The organism is Terriglobia bacterium (assembly GCA_020072645.1).
In the GTDB taxonomy this organism is placed as follows: domain Bacteria; phylum Acidobacteriota; class Terriglobia; order Terriglobales; family Acidobacteriaceae; genus Angelobacter.
On sequence record JAIQGK010000015.1, the window covers coordinates 31,647 to 47,990 of the forward strand.

Annotated in this window: 16 protein-coding genes; 6 read left to right on the plus strand and 10 right to left on the minus strand. The window is 53.9% G+C overall.

Annotated features, from left to right (window positions below; genetic code table 11):
* Nucleotides 1–262 precede the first annotated feature (262 nt).
* From LAO76_21255 to LAO76_21270, 4 genes are read left to right on the plus strand one after another with little or no spacing between them, the layout of a single operon-like run.
* A complete protein-coding gene (locus LAO76_21255) occupies nt 263–1,855 on the plus strand; it encodes a tetratricopeptide repeat protein (protein ID MBZ5493453.1) in 1,593 nt (530 codons plus the stop codon).
* A gap of 36 nt (nt 1,856–1,891) precedes the next feature.
* A complete protein-coding gene (locus LAO76_21260) occupies nt 1,892–3,190 on the plus strand; it encodes a nodulation protein NfeD (GenBank protein ID MBZ5493454.1) in 1,299 nt (432 codons plus the stop codon).
* 59 nt (nt 3,191–3,249) lie between these two features.
* A complete protein-coding gene (locus LAO76_21265) occupies nt 3,250–4,023 on the plus strand; it encodes a slipin family protein (protein ID MBZ5493455.1) in 774 nt (257 codons plus the stop codon).
* 48 nt (nt 4,024–4,071) lie between these two features.
* Nucleotides 4,072–4,707: an SPOR domain-containing protein gene (locus LAO76_21270; GenBank protein MBZ5493456.1), complete on the plus strand. Its 636-nt coding sequence runs from the start codon at nt 4,072–4,074 to the stop codon at nt 4,705–4,707.
* Nucleotides 4,708–4,800: 93 nt separating this feature from the next.
* Here the strand turns inward: LAO76_21270 and LAO76_21275 are convergent, their stop codons facing one another.
* A complete protein-coding gene (locus LAO76_21275) occupies nt 4,801–5,370 on the minus strand; it encodes a sulfite oxidase-like oxidoreductase (protein ID MBZ5493457.1) in 570 nt (189 codons plus the stop codon).
* 438 nt (nt 5,371–5,808) lie between these two features.
* Between LAO76_21275 and LAO76_21280 the strand changes: the two genes are divergently transcribed.
* Nucleotides 5,809–6,774 carry an ATP-grasp domain-containing protein gene (locus LAO76_21280; protein ID MBZ5493458.1) on the plus strand — a complete coding sequence of 322 codons (966 nt, stop codon included), beginning with the start codon at nt 5,809–5,811 and terminating at the stop codon, nt 6,772–6,774.
* A complete protein-coding gene (locus LAO76_21285) occupies nt 6,774–7,820 on the plus strand; it encodes an LLM class flavin-dependent oxidoreductase (GenBank protein ID MBZ5493459.1) in 1,047 nt (348 codons plus the stop codon). The genes LAO76_21280 and LAO76_21285 overlap by 1 nt, the downstream gene beginning before the upstream one ends.
* A 162-nt stretch (nt 7,821–7,982) precedes the next feature.
* Here LAO76_21285 and LAO76_21290 read toward each other — a convergent pair whose 3' ends face one another.
* The 9 genes from LAO76_21290 to LAO76_21330 are packed head-to-tail and all read right to left on the minus strand — an operon-like array spanning nt 7,983 to nt 16,344.
* Nucleotides 7,983–8,624 carry an HAD family phosphatase gene (locus tag LAO76_21290; protein MBZ5493460.1) on the minus strand — a complete coding sequence of 214 codons (642 nt, stop codon included), beginning with the start codon at nt 8,622–8,624 and terminating at the stop codon, nt 7,983–7,985.
* Between the two features lie 19 nt (nt 8,625–8,643).
* Nucleotides 8,644–9,366, minus strand: a complete 723-nt coding sequence (locus tag LAO76_21295; protein ID MBZ5493461.1) for a nucleotidyltransferase family protein — start codon at nt 9,364–9,366, stop codon at nt 8,644–8,646.
* 37 nt (nt 9,367–9,403) lie between these two features.
* Complete coding sequence (gene galE / locus LAO76_21300) at nt 9,404–10,405, minus strand: UDP-glucose 4-epimerase GalE (GenBank protein ID MBZ5493462.1); 1,002 nt, start codon at nt 10,403–10,405, stop codon at nt 9,404–9,406.
* A gap of 2 nt (nt 10,406–10,407) precedes the next feature.
* A complete protein-coding gene (locus tag LAO76_21305; protein MBZ5493463.1) occupies nt 10,408–11,067 on the minus strand; it encodes a sugar transferase in 660 nt (219 codons plus the stop codon).
* Between the two features lies 1 nt (nt 11,068).
* Nucleotides 11,069–12,064 carry a GDP-mannose 4,6-dehydratase gene (locus LAO76_21310; GenBank protein ID MBZ5493464.1) on the minus strand — a complete coding sequence of 332 codons (996 nt, stop codon included), beginning with the start codon at nt 12,062–12,064 and terminating at the stop codon, nt 11,069–11,071.
* A gap of 16 nt (nt 12,065–12,080) precedes the next feature.
* Entirely contained in the window at nt 12,081–13,190 is a 1,110-nt protein-coding gene (locus LAO76_21315; GenBank protein MBZ5493465.1) for a glycosyltransferase family 4 protein, read from the minus strand.
* Between the two features lie 15 nt (nt 13,191–13,205).
* Nucleotides 13,206–13,988, minus strand: a complete 783-nt coding sequence (locus LAO76_21320; GenBank protein ID MBZ5493466.1) for a class I SAM-dependent methyltransferase — start codon at nt 13,986–13,988, stop codon at nt 13,206–13,208.
* A complete protein-coding gene (locus tag LAO76_21325; protein ID MBZ5493467.1) occupies nt 13,985–14,920 on the minus strand; it encodes a class I SAM-dependent methyltransferase in 936 nt (311 codons plus the stop codon). Before LAO76_21325 ends, LAO76_21320 begins: the two co-directional genes overlap by 4 nt.
* Nucleotides 14,917–16,344: an O-antigen ligase family protein gene (locus LAO76_21330; protein MBZ5493468.1), complete on the minus strand. Its 1,428-nt coding sequence runs from the start codon at nt 16,342–16,344 to the stop codon at nt 14,917–14,919. The genes LAO76_21325 and LAO76_21330 overlap by 4 nt, the downstream gene beginning before the upstream one ends.

Consider the following 16,344-nt stretch of genomic DNA (forward strand, 5'->3'; position numbering starts at 1 on the left):
TCAGACCCAGTCATTTTAGTCTGCGAACAAAGTTCTTCCCGTCTGCTCGCGGTTTTAATCGAGGTGCGCTGTTCCAAAATGGCACCCCCTTGAGGCGAAAAATTCCGGGCCCGAATTCGCACCCGTCACTCGATCTTTCCCTGTGCGCTTTGTGGTCCAGAGGCTCCCTGATCACCGGCAATTTTGCGCGATTCCGGAAGGTCCGGGCCCCAGCGCCTTTACGGAGAGGGACGGAGCTATTTTGGCCTATAATTTAGTTACCTTGAGAAAACCAGCTGGTATTGTTCTCTCACTGCTGTTTCTGGCCATATCGGTGCTGGAGGCGCCGCTTCAGGCCCAACAGCAAAGCGGCCCCGCCCGTGTGAGCCGGCTGCTTTTAATCATCCCCTTTGAGAATACTTCTAATGCCGCGGGAACTGACTGGATCAGTGAGTCGTTTCCTGAAGTTTTGAGCACGCGGCTGAGCCCCAGCGGATTCTTCGTCATGGGACGAGACGACCGGCTCAACGCATTCGACCGGCTCGGCATTCCTCCGGGAGCCAAGCCTTCGCGCGCCACTCTTTATCAGGTCGGCCAGCAACTGGACGCCGACTTTTTAGTCATGGGCGACTATCGCGTTGATCAATCCAACATTACAACGCATGCTCGCGTAATGGATATGGAGCGGCTTCGCCTCAGTCCAGAATTCACGGAATCTGGCCCGCTGGCCAATCTCATTACTATTCAGACGGCTCTGGCATGGGACATCCTGAATACGTTAAGCCCCGGCACCCCTGCTAAAGAAAGTTTTGTTTCCCAGTTCCCTGCTCAGCGGCCAGATGTCCTGGAAAACTATGTGCGCGGCATCATAGCAACCAACACTCAGGAGAAGATCAAATACTTTAAAGAAGCCGTGCGGCTGGAGCCAACGCATGCTCTTGCCATGTTGCAACTGGGTAAAAGCTATTACAAGGCCCGGGATTACGAGTCAGCCGCAAGCTGGCTTGCGCGCGTCCCCAAAGCGGACGCCAACGCCAATGAAGCCCAGTTTTACCTGGGACTTGCAACGTTCTACGCGGGCCACATGGACAGAGCAGAAAGCGCCTTCCAGACTCTTGCTGCCCGACTCCCCTTGACTGAGGTCTTAAACAATCTGGGTGTTGTTGCGGCACGTCGAGGCGAGAAGAGTGCGCGCGGCTATTTTGAAAAGACCGTGCAGACAGACCCCAACGAGCCGGACTATCGCTTCAATCTCGCAGTCGCTCTGTTCCGCGAAGGCGATACGCAGGGGGCCACGCGCGAGCTACGTGAGCTGTTAGCAATTCATCCTGATGCAGAAGCTAAGACCTTCCTGGAGACAGTTGCTTCCGGCGCACAACCTGCCCGCATGCCGCTGGAGCGCATCAAGCGCAACTACGACGAATCCACTTTCCGGCAGATTGCCCTGGAAATAGAAAATACAAATGAGGCGCGCCTGGCGAAATCTGATCCGGCGAGCCACGCCGCTTTTCATGTGCGGCACGGCCAGGAGCTGTTGCAGTCGGGCCTGTCTGGGGAAGCAGAAAAAGAGTTTCGAGAAGCCGTGGTGCTTGATCCCGGCAGTGCAGGGGCCCATGCTGGCTTGGCGGCGGTGCTTGAGAACGATCAGGACATTACGGGCGCGCGCAATGAGGCCCGCATGGCCATAAAGTTACAACCGACGGCTGACGCGTATCTGGTGATGGCGCGGTTGGATCTGGCGGAAAACAAGTCCGCTTCAGCCACACAAAATATTGACCATGCTTTGGCTCTTGATCCTGCGAATGCTGCGGCGATTGCGCTCAAGCGCGACATTGCATCGGGAACCGCAGGCAAGCCAACATCTCCGCATCCTTGAGGTAAAGCTATGCGTAATCTGTTTTTCAAAACCGGAATTTCCAGGATCGCGATCGTATTTGCGCTGTTCTTGATTTCGCGCACTGCTTCAGCAGACGTGCTGAAGATCGTGGTAAATGACACCATACATCCTTTGATTGCTGAGAGGTTTGACTGGGCCATTCAAGAGGCGGAGCGAACACATGCCGACGCACTCCTCATCGAGTTGCGCACTCCGGGCGGCCTTATGTCTTCAATGGAACAAATCATTCAGAAGCTGCTCGCCGCCAAGGTTCCGACCATAATTTACGTGACTCCAGCAGGGAGTGACGCCTCGTCCGCAGGCTTTTTTATTTTGGAAGCTGCCGATGTCGCTGCCATGGCCCCAAGCACCAATACCGGAGCGGCGCATCCTGTGTGGGGTGACGGACGGACCATGGACCCGATCATGAAAGAAAAGCTGGAAAATTACGCGGCTTCCCTGTTGCGGTCCTACACTGGCAAGCGTGGCCGCAACGTGAGTGTAGCTGAGACTGCGGTTCGTCAATCTAAGTCCTTCACCGCGGACGAAGCCATTGCGCAGCATCTGGTCGACTACATTGCTACCGATGACAATGATCTCTTTCGGCAACTGGAAGGCAAGACCATCACGCGCTTTGATGGGTCCAAGACGGTCCTGCATCTTGTGGGTAAGCCAATCCGCATCCATGAGCTTACACTGCGGCAACAGACGCTCTCTGTTCTGATGGATCCCAACATTTCTTTCATCATATTTGCCTTGGGATTGCTGTGCATCTTCTTCGAATTCAACCATCCTGGAGCGATTCTGCCCGGAGTGGTGGGCTTTGTTGCAGTTGCTATTTCACTCTATACGCTGCAGTTGCTTCCCTTACGGTCCATGGCGCTGGTGATGATCATTGCTTCTTTTGCTATGTTCGTGCTGGAAGCAAAGCTTCAGACACACGGCATTGCCGGGACTGGTGGCATTGTTTTGATGGTGATCGGTGCGCTGTTATTGGTCGATGGACCGATCCCGCAAATGCGCGTGCATCTCTGGGCCGCCTTATCCGTAGCGCTCCCGATTGGGATCATCACAATCTTTCTTATGACCATTGCATTCAAGGCCCGTAGAAACAAAGTCGTAACCGGCGCGCAAGGGATGATCGGCGAAGTGGCGATTGTCTGTGCGCCGCTCACGCCTTCCGGCAAGGTCTTTGTCCAGGGCGAACTATGGGACGCGATCTCGCCGGCCAATGTGGATGCTGGATGCCGAGTGGTGGTTCGCCAGGTAGAGAACCTGATGCTGCATGTAGAACCAGTGCACGAAGCAATACCTCAGCCTTCGATTGCAGGATAATTTTTGCTTTTGTTACCCATGTGCCATAAAATCCGTTCGACTTTCCCAATCGTGCTCTGATGGAGGCGCCAGTGCTCTTTGTTCTTGTTCCGGTTGTCATTGTTCTTCTCTATGTTTTTAACTGCATCAAGATCCTGCGCGAATATGAGCGCGGCGTGATCTTTTCCCTTGGCCGCCTCCAGCAGGACGCAAAAGGCCCAGGACTCATCCTGGTATTCCCTCCAATCCAGAAAATGGTGCGGATTGACCTGCGCCAGCAAGCCCTTGAAGTCCCGCCGCAGGACATCATCACCCGCGATAACGTGACCTTGAAAGTGAACGCCGTGATCTACTGGCGCGTGGTCAATGCCCCGCAGGCGGTGGTCCAGGTTCAGAATTACTACTGGCAGACACAGCAGTTTGCCCAGACCACATTGCGCTCGGTGCTCGGTGAAGTCGAACTGGACGAATTGTTGGCGCACCGTGACAAACTGAATACCCGTATCCAAAGCATTCTGGACCAACATACCGCGCCGTACGGCGTAAAAGTTTCCAACGTCGAAGTAAAGCAGGTTGATCTTCCTGAATCTATGCTGCGCGCCATGGCCAAGCAGGCCGAGGCCGAGCGCGAAAAGCGCGCGAAGATCATCCATGCGGAGGGCGAATTTTCAGCTTCGCAACGTCTTCAGGAAGCCGCGCACATTCTCTCTGGCGAGCCCATTGCCATCCAGTTGCGCTATCTGCAAACACTCACGGAAATTGGCGTGGAAAAGAACACCACCATCGTCTTCCCATTACCAGTGGACATGATCTCCGCGATTACCAAAGCGGTAGAAAAGATCTCCAACAAGTAGAAATCGGGTTACACTGGGGGCAAGCTTAGCTAAAAAACCGGGGGAGAAATGGCAACTGGGACACAGATGTCGGCAAAAGAAGACGATCAGGTGCGCGACACTGAAATCACGCTGAGTACGGGCAAGCTCCTTGGCATCTTTTTTGCCCTGGCAATTGTATGCGGCGTGTTTTTCACCATGGGATATCTGCTGGGTAAGAGCAACAGCGCCGGCGGAAGAACTGAGATCGTGGCCACGGTGCCCAGCAGCAGCGCGGGAAAGCCTTACGCCGGCAACAAGACTCCTGAAGCTGTCACGCAGACCTGCCCTCCTGGATCGCCTAACTGCGCGGCCGCTACAGCCAGCGACACAAGCTCAGCCACCAAGCCTGCTGATCAACCAGCTGCGGCGCAGCCGTCATCTGGCAGCAAAACGTCAGATCAAAGCACGGCGCAATCTGCGGGAGCAGATGCTAAAAATGGCGCCGCAAGCTCTTTCATGGTTCAAGTGGCAGCTGTATCGAAACAGGAAGATGCTGAGATTCTGGTAACAGCGTTGCGCAAGAAACAGTATCCAGTCTTCATCGCCAATGCAGCCGGAGACCCCTTGTTCCACGTGCAGGTCGGCCCATTCACTGACAGGAAAGATGCTGAAGCCATGCGCACTCGTTTGTCTGGCGATGGCTATAACGCGATTGTGAAGTAGCAAATGGCAATTGGCACCTGGCAATTGGCCAAGTCAAAGGTGCGCGGACCCAGAGTTCGAACTGGCTAATTGCCAATTGCTAATTACTCGCAGCTAATCAGTATCAAACCGCTGTTCCAAAAACGGATCGCCATACATGTGGTAGCCGTTCTGCTCCCAGAAGCCCGGGACATCATGGTCTGTAAACTCCAATCCTCGCACCCATTTTACTGATTTCCAGGCGTAAAGATGCGGCACAATCAGCCGCAGTGGATAGCCATGATCAGCCGAGAGCGGCTGGCCCTCATGGTGCGTAGCAAAAAGCACGTCTTCGCGGTCGAGATCAATCAGAGGCACGTTGGCGGTGAAACCCTGTTCAGCATGGACAAGTACGTACTTCGCTTCCGGCTTGAGTTTTACCAGCTTAAGAACATCCTGGAATGCGACGCCTTGCCAATCGTTGTCAAAGCGGCTCCAGCGTGTGACGCAATGGAAGTCACTGTGTGTCTTAACTTTCGGTAGCTTGTTGAATTCGTCCCACATAAGCCGGACGGGCTGTTCCACTAATCCCCTAATGTAAAAGTCCCAACGTGCAGGATCAAATCGCGGCACTGATCCGTAATGCAGCACCGGCCACTTTAGCGTGAGAGACTGGCCGGGCGGCAAGCGCCCCGCTTTGAGCATCTGCTGCTCTTTTTCTTTGCGTTCATTGCCGGAAAAAATGCCCGAATACTCGCCCATGAGACCATTCTAAATGCTTTGGCACGAGGCGATTGCAGGAAAGCAAACCTTGGTTTTCTTTCAGCTCAAAGGCTCAATCCCTGGCCGTCGTTAAAGAGAGCACGCACAATCATTGGCATGGATAAAGAAGAATATTTGACTGTCCCACGCCCCAGGTGTAGGATTTGAAACTCAGATGCACCAGTTATTCACCAACCCGGCTTCCGCCAGCAACATGGCCATGTGTTGCTGTATGTGTATGTGTACACGCGAGCGGCCGGTGCTGAGCAATTTTTCTTAGATTTTAGACTCAGATTGAACCCGGGGCCGCTCAAAGTGAGCGGCCTTTTTGTTTGGCTTCTCACACGGGACAAGCGGCGCCCCTCAAGGAAAGAGGAAGGCATGTCAAAGCTGAAGAAGCCAATCGCAATTTACTATGAACACCCGCACTGGTTCGTTCCGCTCTTCAAGGAACTGGAGCGTCGGGGAGTTCCGTTCGTCCGCATTGACGCGGCACAACACCATTTCGATCCTGCCCATTTGAATGGCGAAGGCGGATATTCACTGGTGTTCAATCGAATGAGCCCTTCCGCCTATCGCCGAGGTCATGGCCAAGCGATCTTCTACACGCTCTATTATCTCGATCACCTTGAGCAGCGTGGCAAGCGAATTGTAAACGGCCAGAAGGCATTTCGCTATGAAACGTCGAAGGCGTTGCAGCTTTCCCTGCTGGAAAGGCTAGGGCTTCCCTACCCCAAGAGCCGCGTGATCAACAACCCGGCGGACGCTGTGCAGGCTTCTGAAGGGCTGCGCTTCCCTATCGTGGTGAAGCCGAACATCGGCGGCAGCGGCGCCGGAGTTACAAAGTTCAACTCGCGGCAGGAACTTGAGGCCGCAGCCAAGGCAGGCACGCTCGATCTTGGCCTGGACACAACAGCGCTGGTGCAGGAATTTATTCCCGCGCGCGGCAGCCACATCGTCCGCGTAGAGGTTGTGGGCGGCAAATTTCTCTACGGAATCAAAGTCCACCTTACCGGTGAAACCTTCGATCTCTGCCCGGCGGACATTTGCAAGACCACCGGCGGCCAGGAACTGGCCCGTGCCGCGTGCCCTGTGGATGCGCCGAAAACCGGCCTGAAGGTTGAGGGCTACACGCCATCGGATGAAATTATCCAACAGGTCGAGCGCATCATGCAGGAAGCGCAAATCGAGGTCGGCGGCATTGAGTACATCTTCGATGATCGCGACGGCAAGCTTTACTTTTACGACATCAACGCGCTTTCCAACTTTGTGGCTGACGGACCAAAGGTAGTTGGTTTTGATCCCTTTGTGCGTCTGGTGGACTTTCTGGAACAGGAGGCCGCGTAATGCGATACGGATACTGGCTCCCTGTTTTCGGCGGTTGGCTGCGCAACGTGGAAGACGAGCAAATGGAGACAAGCTGGCCATACGTCAGCCGGCTGGCCCGCCGCAGTGAAGAGATTGGCTTTGACCTCACGCTGATCGCCGAACTCAATTTGAATGACATCAAGGGCCCTGAAGAGCCGTCTCTGGACGCTTGGTCTACAGCGGCCGCGCTTGCGGCGGTGACGCACAGACTTGAGTTGATGGTGGCCGTGCGCCCTACGTTCCACAACCCTGCCTTGTTGGCGAAGCAGGCGGCGAATATCGACCACATCAGCAACGGCCGCGTTTCACTGAACGTCGTCTCCTCATGGTGGGCGGAGGAAGCGCGGAAGTATGGCGTGCAATTCGATAAGCATGATGATCGCTACGCCCGCACTTCAGAGTGGCTGGACGTGGTGGACAAAGCATGGAAACACGATCATGTAAATTACGACGGCAAGTACTACAAGGTTGAGGATCTAATCTTGCAGCCCAAGCCGGTATCTCACCCTCGACCTGTAATTTACGCCGGGGGGGAGTCAGAAGCAGCCAAGAACCTGATTTCGCAGAAGTGCGACGCTTACGTGATGCACGGCGATCCGCCGGAGAAGATTCGCGACAAGGTCCGCGATCTCTCGGCGCGTCGCGAGAGATGGGGACTGCCGCCCATGCAATTTGGCGTGGCGGCCTATGCCATTGTGCGCGATACCGAGCGCGAAGCGCAGGACGAATTGCGCCGCATCACTGACGTGCAACAGAACGCCGCCGGGTACCAGAATTATCAGCAGTGGCTGGCCAACACACAACTGGAGCAGCGCGTTTCGTTGGAGGATTACTCGGTGTCGAATCGCGGCTTACGTTCCGGCTTGGTGGGAACACCGGAGCAGGTGGCTGAACGTGTCGCAGAGTTTGAAGATGCCGGCGCCGGCTTGTTGCTATTGCAATTCAGCCCGCAGTTGGAAGAAATGGAGCGGTTTTCACGGCAGGTAATCCGGACCGGTGCGCGCGTACTGGCCCAGGCAGTTTAAACGACGTTCGCGTCCCGCGAAACTGAAGAGAGGTCCCAAGGCTGCTCTTCAGGCAGCAGACGAGCTTCATGCTCCTTCCCGGGAGCTCGTCTGCTCGCAAATTTACCGTCACAGAATCCCACGCTGGGCGTTTTGGTTCAGACAGCGTATCCGTGTATTTATCTAAGCGAAGAGTCGTGTGACATCCTCAAGCCTGATGTGCGAAAAATCATTCACCACCAGATCAGCGCCAGCTTGTTCTAGCAGGGTCTCCCTACCGATGGCAGCGATGCCCACACACTTCATCCCCGCTCTTTTGGCTGCAAGCACGCCGGCAACGGCATCTTCGCATACTAGGATCTGACTTGCATCGACTTGCAAGATCTGGGCGGCCAGCAAAAACAAATCCGGATCAGGTTTGCCCCGCTCGACGTCATTTCCTGTCACGACTGCCCGAAAGCGATCTCGTATGTTGAAAGAGTGCAGGCCACGCTCCACTCGTCCGCGGCTACCTGAGGATGCCACTGCGCTTGGCAATCCAATGGCATCAAGCTGCAGAAGAAATTCGGCAAAGCCCGGGACAAACTTCAATTCACTCGCACGGACTTGAAATAATTTGTCCTTTTCAGCACCGTAACAAGCGACCTGTTGTGGGGTGAGTTCTCCCAGGAAATGCCGCAGTATCTCTTCACGTTTCGCTCCTTCCCGGACGAAAGACAGGTCCGCGTCGCCGGCTACTCTGCCTTTGGAGAGGAGAAAAGTCTTCCAAGCCTGCATGTGCGCAGAATGGCTATCTACGATAACTCCATCGAAATCGAAAATCACGCCGCCAAGCATTTTCCGTCTATCGTCCTCGAGCGGCCGATTGTAATTGAGCTGGTCCAGGCCATGACTGTTGTGCATGCTGGTAGTTCGAGAGTGTGCCGATATCCAACAGGTACTCAGAAATTCTATATGCAGCCATTTTGCCGATCATCTTTGGGAGCACGTCAAAGCCAAGATCGGCGGGCCGTTGCGCCGGAAGAAAATCGAAAAGCTTCGCGTCGGCAACCATCACACCCGCGAAGGCCCAGTTGCTGGCAGGCTGTGATGGTTTCTCAACAAACTCCTGAATAACGGAATTTTCATTCGTGGTCACGATGCCGCATCGAGTCGGATCAGGCACCTGATAGACGCCCAGCGTAGCTACAAGATGTTTATGCTGGTGAAACGCGAGCATGCGTAACAAATCGACGTTGGTCAGCACGTCAGCGTAGAGGACAAAAAAGGACTTTTCCCCGGACACAAACTCACGGTTTTCCACCAGAGTTCCCGCGCTGCCAAGCAGTTCCGGTTCTTGGGCGATGTGGATTCGCACCCCGGTCTCTTGCTCGGTAGCAAATTTTCGGATAGCTCCCGCGTGAGCATGTGCGTTGACCAGAACGTCAGTGATTCCAGCAAACTTGCAGTTATTCAGCCATATTTCCAGCAGGGGAACGCCTTGTATCGGCAGCAGGCATTTGGGAACGCTGTCCGTCAACGGACGCAGCCGTGTGCCGTTTCCTGCCGCGAGTAGAAAAGCCTTCATTCAAAAAGAATAAATGACACTCAACTAAAGAATGGATTCACCGCTTTGCTCCCGATACTGACATGACCACGGTGAGTTGTTTGCGCTTCCATTGCCACGCAGATTCGATAATCTCCTGCAAAGAAGAGTGCTCGGGATTCCAATCCAGCTCACGCATAATGCGTTTGGGACTGGCGCACAGCACCGCTGGATCGCCGTCACGCCGGGCGCTTACCCGCAAAGGGATATTACGGCCTGTAACTTCAGTCGTTGCATTGCAGACTTCTCTCACCGAATAGCTTTTACCCAGCCCTATGTTGTAAGCGCGCATACCTGGATTGTTCAGATTTTTCAGAGCACAAATATGCGCGCTGGCAATATCCAACACATGCACGTAATCGCGGAGGCATGTACCGTCTGGCGTGTCATATTCATCGCCATAGATGTGAAAAACCTTGCGCTCGCCGGCCGCCACCTGGAGCAATAGAGGGATGATGTGCGTTTCAGGATCGTGGCGTTCTCCCAATTCCGCCGTGGCGCCGGAAGCATTGAAATAACGCAGAGCTGTCGCGCTCCATCCGTAAGCGCGGCAATACCAATCAAGAATACGCTCAAACATCAGCTTGGTTTCGCCATAGGAGTTGACCGGTAGCTTGGGGTCATCCTCCTCAATGGGGACCCGCTGCGGCGTGCCATACACTGCGGCTGAAGATGAGAATACAAAGTTCTTGATGCCCGCGGCGCGAAGCACCTCCAACATAACAATTCCTGAAGCCACGTTGTATTGAAAAAACATTCCAGGATTGCTGACCGACTCAGGAATCAGAGCCTTGGCGGCAAAATGGAAAACCGCATCGAAACGGATATGGCTCACAAGAGATTGCATTGCGCTCCGATTGCCAACATCGATTTGAAAAAAAGCCACGCCTGAAGGCACTGCTTCCCTGTATCCGGTAGAGAGATCATCCACAATTGTGACGGAATGTCCCTTTCGCAACAATTCCGCACAACAGACTGACCCAACATAACCCGCGCCACCTGTAACCAGAACATTTGCCATTCCTACACCCCTGATCCGCGCCAGACCCGAGCCGGGGTCTTAATGAGTATTTTCAAGTCAAACCATAGCGACCAGTTATCTGCATAAAACAAGTCCATTTCGATACGCCGATCATAGCCAGCCAGCTGATGGCCACTGACCTGCCAGTAACCGGTCAAACCAGGCTTCATTTCAGAAAAAATCCAGCTTGCATCCCCGTATTTTTTAAGTTCGATGGGCGTAATCATCCTGGGACCAACCAGACTCATTTCGCCTTTGAGCACGTTCCAGAGTTGAGGCAGTTCGTCCAACCCAGTGCGGCGCAGCGTGCGTCCGACGGCAGTAATTCGAGGATCGTCTTTCAGCTTGAAATCTACTTCAAATTGGTGGCGAAGTACCGGATCACGCCGCAACACTTCATCGGCATCCACACGCATGGTTCTCAACTTAAACGCGTCAAACTCGCCCCTTGGCCCCACGACACGACGGCGAAAGAAGGCTGGGCCACCATCGCGAAGCTTTATCCGCAAGGCCAGAATCAACACGAGCGGCCAGCACAGTACCAAAAGAATTGAGGCTCCTGCCAGATCAATTAATCTCTTCAGCGTCCGATTCCATCGTGTCATCGGCAGCTGTTGGCTGCGCGTGAGAGCCTGTGTTTTGGCGGCGGCAGAAGCTGGCACGTTAGTCTCCCGCGATGGAAGTTTCGGCGGCCTGGGCCACCGGCTTGGAAAGCAACGACAAGTCGGAATCCACCATCATCCGCACCATTTGCTCGAATGTAACCGTCGGCTTCCAGCCTAAACTTTTGTTTGCCTTGCCGGCGTCTCCGCTCAGCGGATCCTCTTCCATAGGACGTAGCAGCGCAGGATCAATCTCAACATGCTTTTGCCAATCCAGGCCAGCGTGTGAGAACGCAATTTCCAGAAGTTCTTTTACGCTATGAGTAACACCGGTGGCGATCACAAAATCGTCAGGCATGGGTTGTTGCAGCATCAGCCACATGGCATGAACATAGTCGCCGGCAAAACCCCAATCTCGGCGGCTTTCAAGATTTCCCATTTTTAATTTGTTGGCCAATCCAAGCTTGATGCGGGCCACCTGGCGTGACACTTTGCGCGTTACAAACTCCGGTCCTCTGCGGGGCGACTCATGGTTAAAAGCAATGCAGGAACACGCGAACATGCCATAGCTTTCGCGGTAATTGATCGTAATATGGTGAGCAAACATTTTGGCAGCGCCGTATGGGCTACGCGGTTGCAGGCGCGTGACTTCGCTCTGCCGTCCCTCGTCGGACTTCCCGAAAATCTCCGAACTCGAGACCTGCAAGAACCTGGCCTGGGGAGCATGGCGACGAATTGCTTCCAGCATCCTAAGCGCACCCATGCCGGTGACTTCCATGGTCAAAATCGGCTGAGTCCACGAGACGGGGACAAACGTTTGTCCAGCGAGGTTGTAAACTTCATCGGGCTTAACCTGTCCCATCGCGCGATCAAGGGAAGGCTGGTCGGCTAGATCGGCTTCAACATAATTAAGCCTTCGACTGAAGGCGGCTGCGCCTTCCGGATGCGCTCGCGCAAGGTTTCTGACGACTCCGTAAACTTCGTATCCTTTTTCCAGAAGCAACTCGGCCAAGTATGAACCATCCTGTCCAGTCACTCCTGTGATTAAAGCACGCATCCGAAAGTACACCCCTTTAAGGTTTTAATCCAATTTGCTGGCGCTTGGTGTATTGATTTACGTGATGATATACCGATATCGTTTCCAGCGCCGCTTTGTCCCAGGAAAAATCAGCAGCTCTCCTCAGGGCATTGGATCTTTTTTGCTGTAACTCTTCAGGACTACGCAGTAGCGCACAGACAGCGTTGGCCATGCCTTTGACATTGAAAGGGTCAAAACACTGGGCTCCTGCGCCCGCTATTTCCGGCAGCGAACCTCGGTCAGAAGTAATTACAGGGCAGCCACATGACATCGCTTCCACCAATGGAAGTCCGAAGCCTTCATAAAGAGAGGGCATCACAAATGCATGAGCATGGCGGAAGAGGGCGGCCAGAGCTTCAGAGTCAACGTAGCCTACATGATTCACATTAAGGCTAGCGTCAATTTCGAATTTCTCCTTTGAAGTGGATCCATACATCACGGTTTGAAATGTAATGCCTACTTCTTTGCGCACGATCTCCAAAACCAAAAGCGCACTTCCCAAGTTCTTCGTGCGCCAGTTTCGCGCGCTGGACACAAGTACAAACGGCTTTCGGATGTGATACCGCTCTCGCAAAACCATCTCTTCGTTCTCCGCGCCGTTCGGATGAAAAGTGTTTTGATCAGCCGCCAGGTGCACGGTAGAAATTCTCTCGGACGTCACGCCCAATATCCTTTGGAGATCGATTGCTGTGCAATGAGAGTCCGCAATGAGGTGCGCTGCGCGTTTAGCCGTTGCACGGTATCCTGCCTGAACGATTTTCTGCTTTGGCCAGAAATAAACTGGAAATAGAAACGGGATGAGGTCATGAATCGTGACCACCGCTGGACAGCGCAACAGCGGAGCTGCATAAAACGGACAGTGGAAAAGATCGAGCTTGTCCAGTTCTTCGCGGCGTCGGAATTCGAGCGTGGCAAGAGGCGAATACTTCCCGAAAGAGACTGGGACAGTCTGCAGTGAAAGCCTGTTCAATCCTGGGACCGGATTGCGCGGATCAGCATAAACCACCAGTTCACAACCAGCACGAACAAGCGCAGGCAACAATCCGGAGATGTAACTCCCCACTCCGGACTGGTTATACCAGCGGGCATCAAAACCTACACGCATTCGCAGCAGCCCCTGTCAGTGCTTGACCACACAATATTGCTTGCTTACATAGCCGTGTAACGGTTCTTGCGCCAGGTATCGGAGATCGCCGGAAAAAGCAGGATCGCAGGAATTTGTGAGGGCCACGGCTACAATCCGCGCGTGATTTTGGGCAATCAACTTCCGGATCACTGCTTCTTTGATGCAATGCATCTCCATGGTACAGGGCTTTCCCCTGCCGAAAATGGAGTGCAGACGCGAGCGCAATGCCAATCTTGTACGGACTTTTGTGAGCGCGCTCGCGCGCAGCTTTTCTGGGACTTGAACAATCAACACCCCGCCAGGGTTCAATATCCGGATAAGTTCGACGATATATTGATGGCTGCATGGTGGTGCGATGTGCTGGAGCACGAGGTTCGTATAAATGAAGCCAAAATAATTGTCCGGCAGACACTTCAATCGAGTGTCTTCATTCAGTTGGAAATGGCAGCGGGGACAATCATGATTGAGCTCTCGCGCCGTGCTGATCATGGTCGGGGAAATATCCACGCCGCGGCATTCAGAAAAATATTCGGACATGGCGCGGGTCAAGCGACCCACCCCACAACCAAAGTCGAGTGCTGGCCGACTTTTATCGATGCAAAGGCCAACTCTGGTGGCGTAGCCAAGTACTGTTTCAATCTCTTTGCGGCCCGTCGCGAAAAACTCTTCTCTGTCCCATTGGCTGTTGCGTTTGCTGGGATCAGTGCATATCGCCCACAGCGGATCGGTTTGTGCCAACCCTTCCCAGTTTCGTTGCAGCTCTTTGAGTGAATTCATGGTTTGCGCGCGACCATCCAGATTGTGTCATACCGGTTAATTTTCAGGGCCGCATGCAAGATCCGGTGAACTGCGTAATAGCTACTATCCAGGAGTAAAGGTAAACCGCTGGAAACATAATAGGGATCGAGTGATTCTTCCACCATGCGCAATCCACAATTTTCAAGAAGGCGGCGCAGTACGGACGGCGTGAAGTGTGAAAGATGTATTTCGCGAGACGCTCCCGCCCGCGCAATGCCCAACTTCGGACTGAACTTCTGAAAGGGGCTTAGGCCGATATTTTTGCCGATCTTCTTGATCTTTGAGGTCCATGCCAGCACGTCATTTGGCACCGCGATGACCAGAATTCCTTGCGCCCTTAACAGAGCATGGCACCGACTCACGAGCCTTCCCGGGTCGGGCACATGCTCCAGAACATGGAACAAAGTAATGACATCGAAGGAGTGCGGGGGCAGATCCAGCTCTTCGACCTGTCCGATAAGAAGGTTAAGACCATATTTTTCTTTTGCGAGGGCGACTGCACTCTCAGACACTTCTGTTCCGCTGACCTCCGCGAAATGGGGTCGGGCATGGTGGAGAAATTGTCCGTATCCTGTACCAATATCCAGCAGACTGCCCTTGGCGCCAGCTCGTAACAATTTTTTGAGCCTGCGCTTCCACAGCATGTCACGGGCCAACTCTTTTTGTAGCCATGTATCGTACTTGTCTGTCTGCGAGTAAAAGGCGCTGATCTGGGCGAAAGACGGCCGCGGGCTGTCGAAAACGCATCCACAAGAATCGCAACGGCAGAAATTGAAGTCTGGGTCTACTTTCTGTATGCGATCGCTCCGGCAAACGTTGCAAGCCAGCACGACTTCTGTAGCGAACTTCTTTTCTGCAGCGATCTTGTCTTCTGCAATCATGTTCTTTTCTACAGTCCCCTGGGCAATCATGTGGCGGCCTGCCCGCTTGGAGCTGCTTCAGGGATCGAACCTTGTGCGCTTAGCAATCCCAGAACGACAAAAAACAAGGCCGTCACCTGCGGCGTGGTGTGGAACAGGTAATCGACCGTTCCGTGGACCAGCACACCACAGATAGCAGAAACGATGGCAAGAGCAATCATCTTGTTGAAGTTGTCATGCGCTTTACGCAATAGTTTCACGGCGTTTCGCAATGCAAGAACAATTACAACCCCAAAGACCAGGAAGCCTATCAAGCCGGTTTCCGCCAGGAGTTCCAGGTACAGATTATGCGCGTCGCCGGTCCAGCCGTCAGGCAGACTCAAGAGGCCGCCCATCAGGCCACGAAGATTTCCAAAGCCGGTGCCTAGCAACGGCGATCGGGCGAAGACAGTGAAAGCTCCACCCCAGATTGCAAGACGCGAGACTGTGGTGAAGTCGTCAATCTCGCCAAGCCGCTGAAAGAAGAAGCCAGCCACTGCGGCAGCCAGCAGACAGACAATCAGGACAAGGGCGACTCGCTTTATGCGAGTTTTACGATCCCGTGCAGCAAGACATACCTGCGCTATCAGAATGGCAACGAAAGCCAGCAGACCACCGCGGCTCTGTGTGAGCAAAAGCGCTGTAGCAGCAAACACAAGACACCATCTGCTCAGCGTGCGAAGAACAGGATCGGTGCCGCCGGTTGCAAAGGCCAAACAGAATGGCAGCACCAGATTGAGGTATCCAGCAAGACCGTTATAGTGTTCAAGAAAAGACGTGATGCGCCCTTCCCATGCTGGGATCTGCGCAATTTCATCTTGAATTGGGTAGAGCACGTCGTAGAGCGAAGAATAACCGCCCGTGAATGCCTGCCAGAATCCGAAGAGCGCCACGACGATGGTCGAAGCCATCAAGACTTTCAACAAGATCCGAGTATTGGTCTCGGTCTGACACCAATCGGTAATGACATAGTAGAAGCAAACGTAAGACGCCAAGCGCATGAGCTCACGCTGCGCGTCGAGCGTGACTGGATTGAGAAACAGCGCAGATGCAATGGCTACGGCCAGGTAAGTAAGAATCGCGCGCGTCAACCAGGTACCAAAGAGCCACGTCCGCAGGTCTTTTTTACTGTTATGTGTCACGCGATATACCACAACGCCGGCAAAGAAGCTGAACCGCACCAATGTGCTGAGATCGCGTATGGGAAAATCCCAGTTGAGAAATGGCGTAACCGGCAAGAAAAATATTACCAATGGCAGTAACGGCTTGAATCGAAGCGCAGCCAGAACGAACACTGCTCCGCTGAAGGCCAGCGGCAACGCAAGAGGGCTGACAAGCGCGCCAGCAGACAACGCCACCGCAATGCCGACGATCAGCAGTTCCGCGCGCCAGCCCGGCTGTTCAACATTTGCTCGTAATGTTGCTGGATAGTTCAT

Excerpts from the sequence above, each read along its gene's own strand:
- LAO76_21265 (MBZ5493455.1), top strand. The coding sequence starts at position 3,250 with ATGGAGGCGCCAGTGCTCTTTGTTCTTGTTCCGGTTGTCATTGTTCTT.
- LAO76_21270 (MBZ5493456.1), top strand. The coding sequence starts at position 4,072 with ATGGCAACTGGGACACAGATGTCGGCAAAAGAAGACGATCAGGTGCGC.
- LAO76_21275 (MBZ5493457.1), bottom strand. The coding sequence starts at position 5,370 with ATGCTCAAAGCGGGGCGCTTGCCGCCCGGCCAGTCTCTCACGCTAAAG.
- LAO76_21280 (MBZ5493458.1), top strand. The coding sequence starts at position 5,809 with ATGTCAAAGCTGAAGAAGCCAATCGCAATTTACTATGAACACCCGCAC.
- LAO76_21285 (MBZ5493459.1), top strand. The coding sequence starts at position 6,774 with ATGCGATACGGATACTGGCTCCCTGTTTTCGGCGGTTGGCTGCGCAAC.
- LAO76_21295 (MBZ5493461.1), bottom strand. The coding sequence starts at position 9,366 with ATGAAGGCTTTTCTACTCGCGGCAGGAAACGGCACACGGCTGCGTCCG.
- galE (MBZ5493462.1), bottom strand. The coding sequence starts at position 10,405 with ATGGCAAATGTTCTGGTTACAGGTGGCGCGGGTTATGTTGGGTCAGTC.
- LAO76_21310 (MBZ5493464.1), bottom strand. The coding sequence starts at position 12,064 with ATGCGTGCTTTAATCACAGGAGTGACTGGACAGGATGGTTCATACTTG.
- LAO76_21315 (MBZ5493465.1), bottom strand. The coding sequence starts at position 13,190 with ATGCGTGTAGGTTTTGATGCCCGCTGGTATAACCAGTCCGGAGTGGGG.
- LAO76_21320 (MBZ5493466.1), bottom strand. The coding sequence starts at position 13,988 with ATGAATTCACTCAAAGAGCTGCAACGAAACTGGGAAGGGTTGGCACAA.
- LAO76_21325 (MBZ5493467.1), bottom strand. The coding sequence starts at position 14,920 with ATGATTGCCCAGGGGACTGTAGAAAAGAACATGATTGCAGAAGACAAG.
- LAO76_21330 (MBZ5493468.1), bottom strand. The coding sequence starts at position 16,344 with ATGAACTATCCAGCAACATTACGAGCAAATGTTGAACAGCCGGGCTGG.